Annotated in this window: 9 protein-coding genes; 1 reads left to right on the forward strand and 8 read right to left on the reverse strand. The window is 73.4% G+C overall.

Going from position 1 to position 13,901, the window contains the following annotated elements; all coding sequences use genetic code 11:
* Both E1193_RS01945 and E1193_RS01950 read right to left on the reverse strand, forming a co-directional pair.
* On the reverse strand, positions 1–368 hold a 368-nt coding region (locus E1193_RS01945), incomplete at its 3' end, for an AMP-binding protein (RefSeq protein WP_243707222.1).
* Position 369: 1 nt separating this feature from the next.
* A complete protein-coding gene (locus tag E1193_RS01950; RefSeq protein WP_132179600.1) occupies positions 370–5,886 on the reverse strand; it encodes a non-ribosomal peptide synthetase/MFS transporter in 5,517 nt (1,838 codons plus the stop codon).
* Positions 5,887–6,025: 139 nt separating this feature from the next.
* Between E1193_RS01950 and E1193_RS01955 the strand changes: the two genes are divergently transcribed.
* Positions 6,026–8,941 carry a condensation domain-containing protein gene (locus tag E1193_RS01955; RefSeq protein ID WP_132179602.1) on the forward strand — a complete coding sequence of 972 codons (2,916 nt, stop codon included), beginning with the start codon at positions 6,026–6,028 and terminating at the stop codon, positions 8,939–8,941.
* A 37-nt stretch (positions 8,942–8,978) separates the two neighbouring features.
* Here the strand turns inward: E1193_RS01955 and E1193_RS01960 are convergent, their stop codons facing one another.
* The 6 genes from E1193_RS01960 to E1193_RS01985 all read right to left on the reverse strand — a co-directional run bounded on the left by E1193_RS01960 (position 8,979) and on the right by E1193_RS01985 (position 13,889).
* Entirely contained in the window at positions 8,979–11,372 is a 2,394-nt protein-coding gene (locus E1193_RS01960) for an excinuclease ABC subunit UvrA (protein WP_132179604.1), read from the reverse strand.
* A gap of 168 nt (positions 11,373–11,540) precedes the next feature.
* A complete protein-coding gene (locus E1193_RS01965) occupies positions 11,541–11,951 on the reverse strand; it encodes a VOC family protein (RefSeq protein WP_132179606.1) in 411 nt (136 codons plus the stop codon).
* 5 nt (positions 11,952–11,956) lie between these two features.
* Complete coding sequence (locus E1193_RS01970; protein WP_132179608.1) at positions 11,957–12,406, reverse strand: helix-turn-helix transcriptional regulator; 450 nt, start codon at positions 12,404–12,406, stop codon at positions 11,957–11,959.
* Between the two features lie 198 nt (positions 12,407–12,604).
* Positions 12,605–13,048, reverse strand: coding sequence for an SRPBCC domain-containing protein (locus tag E1193_RS01975; RefSeq protein ID WP_132179610.1), 444 nt, complete (start codon positions 13,046–13,048; stop codon positions 12,605–12,607).
* Between the two features lie 32 nt (positions 13,049–13,080).
* Complete coding sequence (locus E1193_RS01980; protein WP_132179612.1) at positions 13,081–13,431, reverse strand: metalloregulator ArsR/SmtB family transcription factor; 351 nt, start codon at positions 13,429–13,431, stop codon at positions 13,081–13,083.
* A complete protein-coding gene (locus tag E1193_RS01985) occupies positions 13,428–13,889 on the reverse strand; it encodes an SRPBCC family protein (protein WP_132179614.1) in 462 nt (153 codons plus the stop codon). The genes E1193_RS01980 and E1193_RS01985 overlap by 4 nt, the downstream gene beginning before the upstream one ends.
* Positions 13,890–13,901: the final 12 nt, after the last annotated feature.

Consider the following 13,901-nt stretch of genomic DNA (forward strand, 5'->3'; position numbering starts at 1 on the left):
TCGCCGTGCACCACGGCGGTAGCCGCGCAGTGGGTCAGCGCGTACCCGAGCTGCCCGGCGGCGAGCTGGTCGGACAGCGGCACGGCGACGCCGCCGGCCCGCAGCACCCCGCAGTACGCCACGGCGAACCGGGTCCAGTCGCGGGCGCCGAACAGCAGGCCGATCCGGTCGCCGTGGCCCAGGCCCCGGTGCCGCAGCGCGGCGGCGACGGCGGTCGCGCCGGCGGCCCACTGGGCGAAGGTCAGCGTCGCCACACCGTGCACCTCGACCGCGACCTGGTCGGGGTGCAGGCCGGCGCGCCAGTCGAGCAGCTCGGGCACGGTGCGGAGCGGGGGCGTGGCCCCGCCGGTGGTCGTCGCGGCGGTCATGTCAGGCGGCCTTCCGTCCGGCGGTGGCGGCCGACGGCCGACGGCCACCGGCGACCCGGGCCCGGCGTTCCTCGATGCCGACCAGGTCGTCCGGCGGCGCGTCGGGCACCTCGTCGTCGAACCGGGCGAGGGTCGGCGTGAGCAGCGACACCAGCGCCGTCAGCGTGATGCACACCCCGAACAGCACGTACAGCAGGCCGTGGCCACGGCCCGGACCGACGCCGATCACCGCGCCGACCGTGGCGGCCAGCGCGCCGTCGGGCAGCAACACCGGCTCGGCGACCCGGGCGGCGAACGGGGCCACGACGCCCCAGCCCAGCGGCAGGGTCGACTGGGCGACCATCTGGTTGAGCGCGAAGACCCGGCCGTGGACGCGCGCCGGCACCTTGGTCTGGATGATCGTGTGGTAGACGCCGTTGACGATGCCGAGGGCCAGGTACATGCCGAACGCGCCCGCACCGATGAGCAGCAGGTTCGGTCGCAGCCCGGTGAGCACGGCGGCCACCCCGATGCCGCAGGTGCCCACCAGCACCGCCCGCATCCGGCGCCGGCGGGGGCCGCCCCAGAGCAGCATCACCAGGCCGCCGACGGCCGCGCCGACCCCGCCGGCGAGCGCGACCCGGGCCACCTCGTCCAGGTCGGCGAAGCCGAGCACCAGCGGGGAGAGCAGGAACAACACCGGGAACAGGAAGAAGTTCAGCGCCGCGAAGAACGCCAGCATGGCGCGGAACTCCCGGCGGCGCAGCGAGTAGCGAAGGCCGGCGACAATCTCGGCGCCGATGCCCTCGCGCCGTCGCAGCGCCAGTGTGCGCGGGAACCGCACGGCCGCCAGGACACCGATGGCGAGCAGGTACGACACCACGTCGATGAGCAGGATGCCACGCAGCCCGACGGCCTGTAGCAGGGCCACGGCCAGCAGCGGCACGGTGAACTGGGTGAGGCCGACGGCGGTCTGGGTGAGCCCGTTGGCGTGGCCGAGGTAGCGCTTGGGCACCAGTTGCGGCACCGCCGAGACGAACGCGAGGCGCTGGAACGCCAGCGCCACCGACAGCCACGCCGTCAGCGGGTAGAAGTGCCACACCTCGGCCCGGTCGGCCAGCACGAGTCCGGCCATCACCGCGTTGGCGCCGCCGGCGGCGGCGTTGGCCAGCAGCAGGACGCGTCGCCGGCTGGAGCGGTCGACCAGCGCCCCGGCCAGCGGCGCGACGAGCAGGCCGGGCAGCAAGCCGAGCACGGCGAACAGCGCGAACCGGGCGAGCGACCCGGTCTGGGTGTAGATCCACAGTGGGATCGCGAAGGTGGTCAGTGCGGTGCCCAGGCCGGAGACGATCTGCCCGGCGGCAACCAGCCCGAAACGGCGCATGCTGGGCGGCGGCGCGGCGTCCGCCGGGGTGTCGGTGCCCGGTGGCGGAGGGCCGGCGGGCCGGCGGGAGACGGCGGCGAGCTGCCAGGCGGGCCGGGTGGCGTCCGGGTCGGTCGGCGCGGGTGGCGGCGCGTCGAGCCGCCGGTGCACGTCGGTGACGATCTCCGCCAGTTCGGCGGCCCGGTACTTGAGGAAGTAGTGCCCGCCCTCGTCGACCACCGCCAGCGCGGTGCGGTCGGTGAGGAAGTGCCACTCCCGGTACCGTTCCTCGTGGTAGTCGGTGCTGCGGTCTCGTTCGCCGACCACCGAGATGACGGGAGCGCGCAGCGGGGTGACCCGCTGGCGTGTCAGCTCGGTGAAGTAGTCCTCGGAGACCTCGGCGTCGTGCCGCATCGCCCGGATCAGGAACCGGACCTCGTCGGGCGCGAGCGACCCGACGGCGGTGCCCTGCGCCTGCAGCCAGGTGCGGTAGATGCGGTCGCTGCGGAGACGTTCGGCCAGTCGCAGCCGCAGCAGCGGGCCGAGCAGCCCGCCGGCCGGTCGGGCGAACGGGAAGACCGCGCCGAGGTACACCGCCAGCAGGTCCCGGCCGGCGGCCTCCAGCCGGCGGGCGACCTCCACGGCCAGCGCGCCGCCGGGGCCGCAGTGTCCGTAGAGGATCAGCGGGCCCGACACCCGGGCCAGGATCTCCGCGACGACGTCGGCGGCGACGTCGGCGATGGGCGCGGGCTCGTCGGCGAGGCCGATGTCGTGGCCGGGCATTGCCACCGACAGCAGCCGGTACCCGGCCGGCAGCGCGTCGGCCAGCGGTTGGTACACCACGGCGCTGCCCCCGCCGTACGGGACGCAGACCAGGGTGGCGACCCGGTCGGCGGGGGATGCCGGCGGGGTCAGTTCGTGCAGCAGCCCGCCGGGACCGTCGCCGGTCCCGGCGACGAGGGCAGCCAGCTCGCGTACGGTGCGGTGGCGGAAGAGGTCCATCACGCTGACCGCCGGCGCGTCGGCGCCGACCACGGCGGGCAGTTCTCGGCGTAGCCGGGCCACCACCTGGGTGGCCAGCAGCGAGTGCCCGCCCAGGTCGAAGAAGTCGTCGGTGGCGCCGAGGTCAGCCACCCCCAGCACGGCCTGCCAGATGCCGGCCACCAGGTTCTCCACCAGCCCGGCCGGGGCCACCCGCTCGCCGCGCGGCGGCGCGTCGGTCGGCTCGGGCAGGGCCCGCCGGTCCACCTTGCCGTGCTCCTGCAACGGCAGCCGGTCCAGAAGCATCCAGCGGGTCGGCACCATGTGCTCGGGCAGCCGGTCGGCGAGGCGGCGGCGCAGGCGCGCCGGGTCCAGGCCGTCCGTGCCGGGCGCCGACTCCAGATAGGCCACCAGCCGGTCGTCGCGCAGCAGCACCGCCGCCTGCCGTACGCCGTCGCAGTCCCGCAGGGTGGCTTCGATCTCCCCCAGCTCGACCCGGTAGCCGCGGATCTTCACCTGGTGGTCGCGGCGGCCGAGGAAGACCAGCTCACCGTCGGCGTTCCACCGGCCCAGATCCCCCGTGCGGTAGAGACGGGCGCCCGAGGGCCCGTACGGGTCGGGCACGAAGCGCTCGGCGGTGAGACCGGGCCGGTTCAGGTAGCCGCGCGCGAGTCGGTCGCCGCCGAGGTACAGCTCACCGGGCACCCCGACCGGCACCGGGCGCATCCGCTCGTCGAGCACGTACACGCGGGCGTGCGGCAGGGGCCGGCCGACCGGCACCGGGCCGGTGCGCGGTCCGTCGGCGACCACCTCACAGGTGGCGACGCCGACGGTGGCCTCGGTGGGACCGTAGTGGTTGAAGATCCGTGCCGGGCCGGCGGCGAGCGGAGCGACGCGCTCCAGGTCGGACGTCTCGCCGCCGAGGATCAGCGCGCGGGCGGGCAGCAGCTCGGCCGGCTCGGCGTCGGCGGTGAGCGCCGCCAGGTGCGACGGGGTGATCTTCAGGTAGTCGATACGCTCCACGCTCAGCCGCTCGGCCAGATCGGCGCCGGTGCAGCGGCGGGGCAGCAGGTGTACCGCTCCGCCGGTGGCCAGCGCCAGGTAGAACAGGGTGACGCTGAAGTCGAACGACATCGACTGCAGCAGCCCGTACCGGGCGGCCGGGACGATCGCGAACCGGTCGGCCACCCCGTCGAGGTAGCGCAGCACCTGCCGATGCGCCACGGCGACGCCCTTCGGCGTGCCGGTGGAGCCGGAGGTGTAGATGACGTAGGCGAGGTTCTCGCCGGTCGCCCCGCTCTCCGGTGGGGTGTCGGGCACCGCCGCGGCCGCGACGGCGAGCTCGCCGAGGCAGGCGACCGGGGCGTCGGTGGGCAGCCGGTCCCGTAGCTCCGCGCTGGTGAGCACCACCGTCGGGCGGGCGTCGGCGAGCATCCCGGCCAGCCGGGCGGCGGGTTGCTCCGGGTCCAGCGGCAGGTACGCGCCGCCGGCGCGGAGCACCCCGAGCAGCGTCGCGGCCAGGTCGACGGACTGCTCCAGCAGGACCCCGACCAGCCGTTCCGGACCGACTCCCCGGGCGCGCAGCAGGTGGGCCAGTTGGTTCGCCCGCCGGTCCAGCTCCCGGTAGGTGAGCGTGTCCGGCCCGCAGACCACGGCCGGCGCGTCGGGCGTGGCGGTGACGAAGGGTGTGATGAGGTCGGCCAGCGTGTCCGCCGAGCGGGTGACGCCGGCGCCGGCGGCCGGGTGGTCGGCATCGCCCCGCCCCGGCCGGCCGAGGGCGAGTACCCGGTCCCGCTCGGCGGGGCCGAGCAGGTCCAGGTCGACGACGGGCAGGTCCGGCCGGGCGACCGCGGCGCGCAGCAGCGTCTCGAGACTGCCGGTCAGCCGGCGAACGGTGGCCGCGTCGAACAGGTCGGTCTGGTAGACGACCATGCCGCGCAGTCCGTCCGTGGTCTCGCTGACGTAGAGCGACAGGTCGAACCGGGCGCTGGCGGCGTCGGTACCGATGCCCTCGGCGTGCAGGCCGACGGGCCAGCGGTCGCCGCCGCGGTCGTAGTTCTGGAGGGTGAACAGCACCTGGAACACCGGGGAGCGGCTGACGTCGCGGGCGACGTGGAGTTCCTTGACCAGTCGATCGAACGGGATCTCCTGGTGGGCCAGAGCCCGGACCACGATGGTGCGGGTGCGCCGCAGCAGGGCCGCGAAGCTGGGCTCGGTGGCCGGGGCGTCGGCGGTCGCCGCGACCGGGGAGAGGTCGGCGCGCAGCGCGAGGGTGTTGACGAAGAGACCGACGAGGTTCTCCAGCTCCGGCACCACCCGGCCGGCGACCGGAGACCCGATGGCGAAGTCGCGCTGCCCGCCGTACCGGAACAGCACGGCCTGCAGGCCGGTGAGCAGGGTCATGTAGAGGGTGGCCCGGTTGGCGCGGCTGAGCCGGCGCAGGCCGTCGGTGAGCTCGGCGTCGAGGGTGAATCGGTAGGTGTCACCGGCGTAGGACTGCACGGCCGGCCGGGGCCGGTCGGTGGGCAACTCCAGCGGCGGCACGCCGGCCAAGGCACGGGTCCAGGACGCGAAGCCGTCGCCGGTGGCCGGGCCGTCGAGCCGGTTCCGCTGCCAGGTGGCGTAGTCGACGTAGTCGAGGGCCGGAGCCGGGGGTGGGACGTCGCCGTCGCGCAGCGCGGCGTAGGTGGCCGCGACCTCGCCGAGGAGCAGGTTCAGTGACCAGCCGTCACTGACGATGTGGTGCGTCGCGAGGTGTACGAGGTGCTCCTCGTCGCCGAGCCGCACGACGAGGGCGCGCAGCAACGGGGCGTGGCCGAGGTCGAAGGGGGTGGCGACGGAGGCGGACACCAGCGCGCGGGCGGCGGACTCCGACGGGGCGGTGGTGACGGTGACCGGCACCCGCACCCGCGGGAGCACGTGCACGACGGGTTCTCCGTTCGCGTTCTCGGTGAACCGCATGCGCAGGCTGTCGTGCCGGTCGGCGGTGGCGTCGAGGGCGGCGCGCAGCAGGTCGACGTCCAGCGGCCCGCGCAGCCGGGTGGTCGAGTAGATGACGTACGCGGCGGTGCCGGGAGTGAACTGCTCGGTGAACCAGATCCGCTCCTGACCGAACGACAGGCAGGGTTCTGCGGGGAGCCGGGGCGCGGTCGACGCGAGGGCGGGGCTCTGCGACGGTACGTCAACGTTGGTCACGCGTGCCTTCTCGCTGCGGTGACGGACGGGAGCCAGTAGTGTGCACGCCGCGACCAGGGCAACGGATCGGCTGATCGGTCCACTGTGGAAGACATGATCGAGCGATCCGGCCGTGCAGCGGTCCGTCGTACGGTCGGGAATGCGATTCACCGACGTGGTGGCACCCGCCGAGTGGGCGTCCGGGGCCCTCGTGCCCGCCGAGTTCACCGGCGCCGGGGCCGGGACGGCACCGTTGACCTGGGCACAGCAGGTGCTGTGGCGGTCGTTCACCCGGTTCGGTTCCAACCACCGCTTCCTCAACCTGCGGCGTACCGTGGCGGTGTCGGCGCGGGCCGGCGTGGACGTGGCCGCCGCGGCACGCGCGGTGGGCGAGTTGGTCGGTCGCCACGGCGCGCTGCGCACCCGGCTGCGGGTAGGCGACGGCGAGCCGCGCCAGGACACGGCGGCGGCCGGGGTGCTGCCGCTGCTGGTGCACGCCGGGGCCGGTGACGGGTCCGGTGCCGCCAGGGAGGCCGCCGGCCGCCTCGGCGACGTCGCGTTCGACCACGCCGAACAGTGGCCGCTGCGGGTCGCGCTGGTCACGGTTGACGACCGGGTACGGCAGGTCGTGGTGGTGTTCAGCCACACCACCGTGGACGCGCACGCCGCCGAGGTCGTGCTCCGCGACCTGCGGCTGATCCTCCTCCGGGGCACCCTGCCCACGCCACCCGGCCCGCAGTCGGCGGAGGTCGCCCGCCGCCAGCACGGGGCTGACCGGCGCCGCTCGGAGCGGGCCGTGGCGTACTGGCTGCGGGAGTTTCCGCGCCTACCTCGCCAGCAGTGGACCCCGATCGGGCCAGGGCTCGACCCCCCGCTGCGCCGGGGTGTGCTGGTCTCCTCCGCCATCGACACCGCCGCCCGGCTGATCGCCGCCCGGCAGCGGGTCAGCGTGTCGGCGGTGCTGCTGGCAGGGTTCACGGCGGTGGCCGCCCGCGACTCGCGCCGCGAGCTGTGCGGCCTGTTCCCGATGGCCCACAACCGGTTCCGCGCCGAGTACGCCGACGCGGTCGCCAACCTCGGCCAGATCGGTTTCTGCGTGCTGGACCTGACCGGGCGGCCCGACTTCGGCGAGCTGGTGTCCCGCGTGTGGGCCGCGTCCCTGGACGGCCTGCGGCACGCCTACTACGACCCGTCGGCGCTGCGCCACGCCCTCACGGCCCGGGGCGTCGACGTCGACTCGGCGTTCCTGCCGCACCACTACTTCAACGACGTCCGGCTGTCCTCCGGCGGCGTCGGCCCGGTGCCCCGGGCGACCCCGGGTGAGCTGCGGGCCGCCATGCAGCGCAGCACCTTCTCCTGGGCCGCCGGCCTGCACAAGGCGTCCTGGCACCTGCTGACCCACGTGGTCGACGAGCCGGCCGGGGTCGGAGTCACACTCACCGCCGACACCCGCCACCTTCCGATGGATGCCGTCGAGCCGTTCCTGCGCGGGCTGGAGGAGTTGCTGGTCGAGGCGGCCTTCGAGGCGGTACCGTGGCCGTGGTCGTCCGCCCGCACGGTTCTTCCGGCTGCCGGCGGGCCGGTCGCTCCGGGCGTCACGGAAGTCCCCGACGTCCCAAGGGCCCCGGCAGTCCCTAACGTCCCGGGCGTCCCGGGCGTCGAGCAGGTGGCGCACGCGCCGTTCCACGGCGGACGCGCCGCGAGCGCACCACTGACCTGGGGGCAGCGCGCCATGTGGCGCACCGTCGAGGAGTTCGACTCCCCCGCCGCGTACCGGGTGCTGGGTCTTTCCCGCACCCTGACGGTCGCCGCACGGGCCGACGTCACGGTGCCCCGGGCGCTGCGCGCCGTCGGCGCGCTGGTCACCCGGCACGAGTCGCTGCGTACCCGGCTCCGCCTCCGCGACCGCGAGCTGCACCAGGAGGCGACAGCGACGGGCCTGCTGCCGGTCCTCGTCCACGCCGTGGCCCACCCCGCCGGCGACCCGGACGGCCACCGTGCCGCGGCCGCCCTGGCCGCCCGGCTACGCGAGCCACGCTTCGACCACGTCGCCGAGTGGCCGCTGCGCGTCGCGCTGGTCACGGTCGACGACCGGGTACGGCAGGTCGTCGCGGTATTCAGCCACTCCGTCGTGGACCTGCACGCCACCGACACCGTACTGCGTGACCTGCGGGTGCTCCTGCTGCGCGGCACGCTGGACACGCCGCCCGGGCTCCAGTCGCTGGACCTCGCCGAGCGGGAACGCCACGTCGAGGCACGGCGCTCGCAGCGGGCGGTGGTGTACTGGGCCCGGCAGCTGGCCGGCCTCACCGGGAGCCTGGCCGACCCGCTGCGGCCCCTGGCGGAGGCCCGCCACCTGCGCGCTTCGCTGGTGTCCGCGGCGCTGCACCACGCGTCCGTGCTGGTGGCGGCCCGACACCGGGTCAGCACCTCCGATGCCCTGCTGGCGGCGACCGCCGCCGTGCTGGACGCGGGCAGCGGGCGGGACGCCTGCGGGATCGTCGTCATGGCCAACAACCGCTTCCAGCCCGGTCACGACCGCGCCGTCGGCACCCTGAACCAGATCGGGTTGTGCCGGGTGGGCCTGACCGGCCGGCCCGGCTTCGCCGAGCTGCTGTCCCGCGCCCGGCGCGCGGCCCTGGACGCCTACCGGCACGCCTACTACGACCCGGCCGCCTGGGAGCGCGCGGTCACCGAGCGGGGCCACGACCACCGGACCTTCCTGGCCCCGTTCTGCTATCTCAACGACGCCCGGCTGTCCCGGCCCGTCCGCCCCCCGACGGCCGGCCCGGACGAGGCCGGTGTGCGGGCCATGGTGGCCGACAGCGTCTTCCGGTGGCTGCCGGAGCTGGCGGAGTTCCCCTGGCGCTGCCGCCTCCAGGTACGCGACGCCCCCGGCGCGATCGAGCTGGTCGTCACCGCTGACACCCGGTACCTGCCGGCGGAGCGGGCCGAGGGGTTGCTGCGCGGCGTCGAGGCGCTGCTGGTCGAGACGGCCTTCGGCGACGTGCCCTGGCCCTGGTCCCCGGGTACGGCCAGCCACGGCGCCGCCGGGGCCACCGGGTCGGCCCGGTGAGGCGTGCGATCCGGTCGCGGACCGACGAGCGGCTCGGTCAGGTGCCGACGTAGGCCGCTAGGTGCTCGCCGGTGAGGGTGGAGCGGGCGGCGACCAGATCGGCCGGGGTGCCCTCGAAGACGATCCGGCCGCCGTCGTGGCCGGCCCCGGGGCCGAGATCGATGATCCAGTCGGCGTGCGCCATGACCGCCTGGTGGTGCTCGACGACGATGACCGACTTGCCGGCGTCGACCAGTCGGTCGAGCAGGCCGAGCAACTGCTCGACGTCGGCGAGGTGGAGACCCGCGGTCGGCTCGTCGAGGAGGTAGACACCGCCCGTGGCGGCCATGTTGGTTGCCAGCTTGAGTCGCTGCCGCTCGCCGCCGGAGAGCGTGGTGAGCGGCTGGCCGAGGCCGAGGTAGCCGAGCCCGACGTCGGCGAGCCGGCCGAGGATGGCGGACGCGGCCGGCGTGCGCGCCTCGCCCGCACCGAAGAACCCCGCGGCCTCGGTCACCGACATCGCGAGCACCTCGCTGATGTCGCGACCGCCGAGCTTGTACTCCAGCACCGCCGCCTGGAACCGCTTCCCCTCGCACTCCTCGCAGACCGTGGCGACACCGGCCATCATCCCCAGATCCGTGTAGCTGACACCGGCGCCGGTGCAGACGGGGCAGGCACCTTCGGAGTTGGCGCTGAACAACGCCGGCCGCACGCCGTTGGCCTTCGCGAACGCCTTACGGATCGGGTCGAGCAATCCGGTGTACGTCGCCGGGTTGCTTCGACGCGAGCCCCGGATCGCACCCTGGTCGATCGACACCACACCCGCGCCGGCGGGGATCGACCCGTGCACCAACGAGCTCTTGCCGGAGCCGGCGACGCCGGTGACGACGACGAGCACCCCGAGCGGGATGTCGACGTCAACGTCGCACAGATTGTGCGTGTCCGCGCCACGGACTTCCAGGGCGCCGGTGGGCTTGCGTACGGTCTCCTTGAGGGTGGCCCGGTCGTCGAGGTGGCGGCCGGTGAGGGTGCCGCTCGCCCGCAGCCCTCCGACGGTGCCCTCGAAGCAGACCGTGCCGCCCACCGCGCCGGCGCCGGGGCCGAGGTCGACGACGTGGTCGGCGATAGCGATCGTCTCGGGTTTGTGCTCCACGACGAGCACCGTGTTGCCCTTGTCGCGCAGCCGCAGCAGCAGGTTGTTCATTCGCTGGATGTCGTGGGGGTGCAGGCCGATGCTGGGCTCGTCGAAGACGTAGGTGACGTCGGTGAGCGAGGAGCCGAGGTGGCGGATCATCTTGGTGCGCTGTGCCTCGCCGCCGGACAGCGTGGCCGACGGCCGGTCGAGCGAGAGGTAGCCCAGCCCGATCTCGACGAACGAGTCGAGGGTCCGCCGCAGCGTGGCGAGCAGCGGCGCCACCGACGGCTCGTCGAGGCCGCGCACCCATTCGGCCAGGTCGCTGATCTGCATCGCGCAGACGTCGGCGATGTTGACGCCGCTGATCCGCGACGACCGGGCGGCCTCGCTGAGCCGGGTGCCGCCGCACTCCGGGCAGGCGGTGAAGGTGACCGCCCGGTCCACGAACGCCCGGATGTGCGGCTGCATCGCCTCCCGGTCCTTGGCCAGGAACGACTTCTGTATCTTGGGGATCAGCCCTTCGTAGGTGAGGTTGACGCCGTCGACCTTCACCTTGACCGGCTCCTTGTAGAGGAAGTCGTGGAGCTCCCTCCTGGTGTACTCGCGGATCGGCTTGTTCGGGTCGACGAAGCCCGACTCGGCATAGACGCGCACCGTCCAGAAGCTGTCCGACTTCCAGCCGGGGATCGTGAACGCGCCCTCGGCGAGCGACTTGGATTCGTCGTAGAGCTGGGTGAGGTCGATGTCGGAGATCGCGCCCCGGCCCTCGCAGCGCGGACACATGCCGCCGGTGATGCTGAAGCTGCGCCGCTCCTTCACGGTCTTCCCGGCGCGCTCCAGGGTGACCGCACCCGCTCCGCTGATCGAGGCGACGTTGAACGAGAACGCCTGGGGTCCGCCGACGTGCGGCTGCCCGAGCCGGCTGAAGAGGATGCGCAGCAGCGCGTTGGCGTCGGTGGCGGTGCCGACCGTGGATCGGGGGTCGCCACCGATCCTCTCCTGGTCGACGATGATCGCAGTCGTCAGCCCCTCGAGGACGTCGACGTCGGGTCTTGCCAGCGTCGGCATGAAGCCCTGCACGAAGGCGCTGTAGGTCTCGTTGATCATCCGCTGCGACTCCGCGGCGATGGTGCTGAACACCAGCGAGCTCTTGCCCGAGCCGGAGACGCCGGTGAACACCGTCAGCCGGCGCTTCGGAATCTCGACGCTGATGTCCTTGAGATTGTTCACCCGCGCGCCGTGCACGCGGATCAGATCGTGGCTGTCGGCACCGTACGGCGCAGACAACCGCGGGTCGGGCCTCGTGGCGATGCTCATCGTGTCTCCATCTGGGCTACCCGGGCCGCTTCGAGTCTCCGTCGGCGTCGCCTGGCTCGATCTGACCAGCTTCGCGCGGCACGTCGGGTTCGCGCGGCACGTCGGGCTCGCCGGCACGCCTTCGCTGGACGTCTTCTGCGCAGGTCATGGCCGCGGCCGCCGGACCGCTCAGCGCAGCTCCTGGATGCGGACCAGGTTACCCGCGGGATCGCGGAAGGCGCAGTCGCGGATGCCGTACGGCTGCTCGGTCGGCTCCTGGACGACCTCGGCGTCGCCGGCCTGCACCTTCTCGAAAGTGCCGTCCAGGTCCCGGGTGGCCAGCAGGATCCAGCCGTAGGTGCCCTTGGCCATCATCTCGACGATGGTGCGGCGCTCGTCCTCGGTCACGCCGGGGTCGGCGGCCGGCGGCGCCAGGAGGATGGAGGTGTCGGGCTGGCCGACGGGGCCGACGGTGATCCAGCGCATCGTGCCCTGTCCGACGTCGTTGCGGACCTCGAAGCCGAGGGTGTCGCGGTAGAAGGCCAGGGACGCCTCCGGGTCGTCATGCGGGAGGAAGCTGGTGTGAATGGTGATGTCCATGGCGATCAGGCTAGGGGCGACCGCACGACCCGCGCTTCTTGATTCCTGACCGGTCTGGTCACCTGTTTCGCCACGCACGCCGGCATCCCCGCCGTAGTCGCTGCGGCACGGCGCCGGAAGACGCTGGGCGGCACGCCGACCAGCTCGGTGAAGCGTGTGCTGAAGGTGCCCAGCGAGGCGCAGCCGACCGCGAAACAGACCTCGGTGACGCTGAGGTCGCCGCGACGTAGCAGCGCCGTCGCGCGCTCGATGCGCCGCGTCATCAGATAGGCGTACGGCGACTCGCCGTACGCGAGCCGGAACCGACGGCTGAGGTGCCCGGCGGACATGTTCACGCCGCGGGCGAGCGCCTCCACGTCCAACGGCTGCGCGTACTCCCGGTCGATCCGGTCGCGCACGCGGCGCAACCGAACGAGGTCGCGCAGGTGCTGCGCCTCGGCGGTTCTGCTGGTCACCCGCGACATGGTGCCATCTCGCCCCGACATCGCCCTCCCGTGACATGCCGTGCCGCGTCCGTGGCGGACCGGCCACCAGCGTCCTGGCTCGTTGATCGGCCAGGGCGCTGGTGGCCTACCGCGGCGGACCCCACCCGACCGGCTGTCTTCCCGGCGTTGCCGGCGCACGGAGTCCCGTTGCGGTGCCCGGCGGGCGCATCAGTGCCAGTCGTCGATCCAGACGTCCCGGGGCGCCGGAGCGCCCTCGCCGGTTTCCACCAACGACTTCAGGCTCATCAGGTACGTGGCCCACTTGGTGCTGCAGTGGTGCATGAACTCCACCGGCTCCCGCCAGCCCCGGTGCGTGAACAGCACGATCGTGTAGTCGCCGTCCTGGCGGAGATCCCAGTCGATCGTGGTCCCGATCCACTCCTCGGGACCGTCGACCACCCGCCACGACACCCGTTCGGACGGCCGCAGCTCGACGACCTCCATGTCGAAGCCCCCGACCGGGAACCGGAACTCGAGGACACCGCCGAGGTCGCCGCTCCCCTTCGTGTCGTCGGTCCACCAGCCGGTGAGGCCCTCGACGGTCGTCAGCGCGTCGTACACCTTCTCCGGCGTCGGGGTCTTAGCCCCGATCCTGTGCAGGATATCCACCATCTCGACTCTCCCTGGTCTCGCCTGTCTCGTGGTCAGTCCTGTCGGGTGCGCTGGATCGCCTCGGCGATCCGCTTGATCCGCTGCAGCCGGGCGTCCCACGCCAGCCCCACCGACGACAGCTGGGCCGCCGCGCGGGCGAGCTGGGCCTCGTCCACCCGGTACCGCTTCTCCCGGCCAGCCGGCGTCGCTCGGACCAGGCCGACCCGGTCGAGGACGCCGAGGTGCTTGGCCACCGCCTGACGGGTGACCGGCATCTGCTGGCTCAGCGTGGTCGCGGTGCCGTCGCCCTCGATGAGCAGCAGATCGAGCATTCTCCGCCGGGTCGGGTCCCCGATCGCGGACCAGAGGTCGTCGTCGACCTTCTCGGCGAGCGCGGCGCTCATTGCCGCACCCCCAGCGTCGCGACGTACGGCGCCAGCCGCGGCAGGTAGAAGTCCCAGCCGGTGTCGTGCTCCCGGTACTGCTGCTCCAGGACAGCGACCTCCCAGCCCATCTCACGGAAGCCGGTCTCGGTCATCCTGAGCAGCGTCCCGCGGCCCGACGGGGTCAGGTCGAAGGTGACCAGCAGCGAGTTGCCCTCCGCCGCGACCTCGTCGGCCGGGTGCGTCCACCGGAACGAGAACGACCGCGGCGGTCGCGCGTCGACGACGGTGAACGGCACCACTGCCCCGCCGGCGTCGCGGTCACCGAACACGATCTCCCCGACCGACCCGGGCGTCTGGTCGTACCGCGCGTCGTCCGGCCACCACTGCCTGAGGTGGTCGGGACTGCTCACCACCTCGAAGACGATCTCGGGCGACGCCTCGACGTAGATCTCGCGCTCGATGGTTCCGAACTCCATGACACCCTCCCG

The sequence above is a fragment of the Micromonospora sp. KC606 genome (assembly GCF_004348675.1).
Classification (GTDB): Bacteria; Actinomycetota; Actinomycetes; order Mycobacteriales; family Micromonosporaceae; genus Micromonospora.

Excerpts from the sequence above, each read along its gene's own strand:
- E1193_RS01955 (WP_132179602.1), top strand. The coding sequence starts at position 6,026 with ATGCGATTCACCGACGTGGTGGCACCCGCCGAGTGGGCGTCCGGGGCC.
- E1193_RS01960 (WP_132179604.1), bottom strand. The coding sequence starts at position 11,372 with ATGAGCATCGCCACGAGGCCCGACCCGCGGTTGTCTGCGCCGTACGGT.
- E1193_RS01965 (WP_132179606.1), bottom strand. The coding sequence starts at position 11,951 with ATGGACATCACCATTCACACCAGCTTCCTCCCGCATGACGACCCGGAG.
- E1193_RS01975 (WP_132179610.1), bottom strand. The coding sequence starts at position 13,048 with ATGGTGGATATCCTGCACAGGATCGGGGCTAAGACCCCGACGCCGGAG.
- E1193_RS01980 (WP_132179612.1), bottom strand. The coding sequence starts at position 13,431 with ATGAGCGCCGCGCTCGCCGAGAAGGTCGACGACGACCTCTGGTCCGCG.
- E1193_RS01985 (WP_132179614.1), bottom strand. The coding sequence starts at position 13,889 with ATGGAGTTCGGAACCATCGAGCGCGAGATCTACGTCGAGGCGTCGCCC.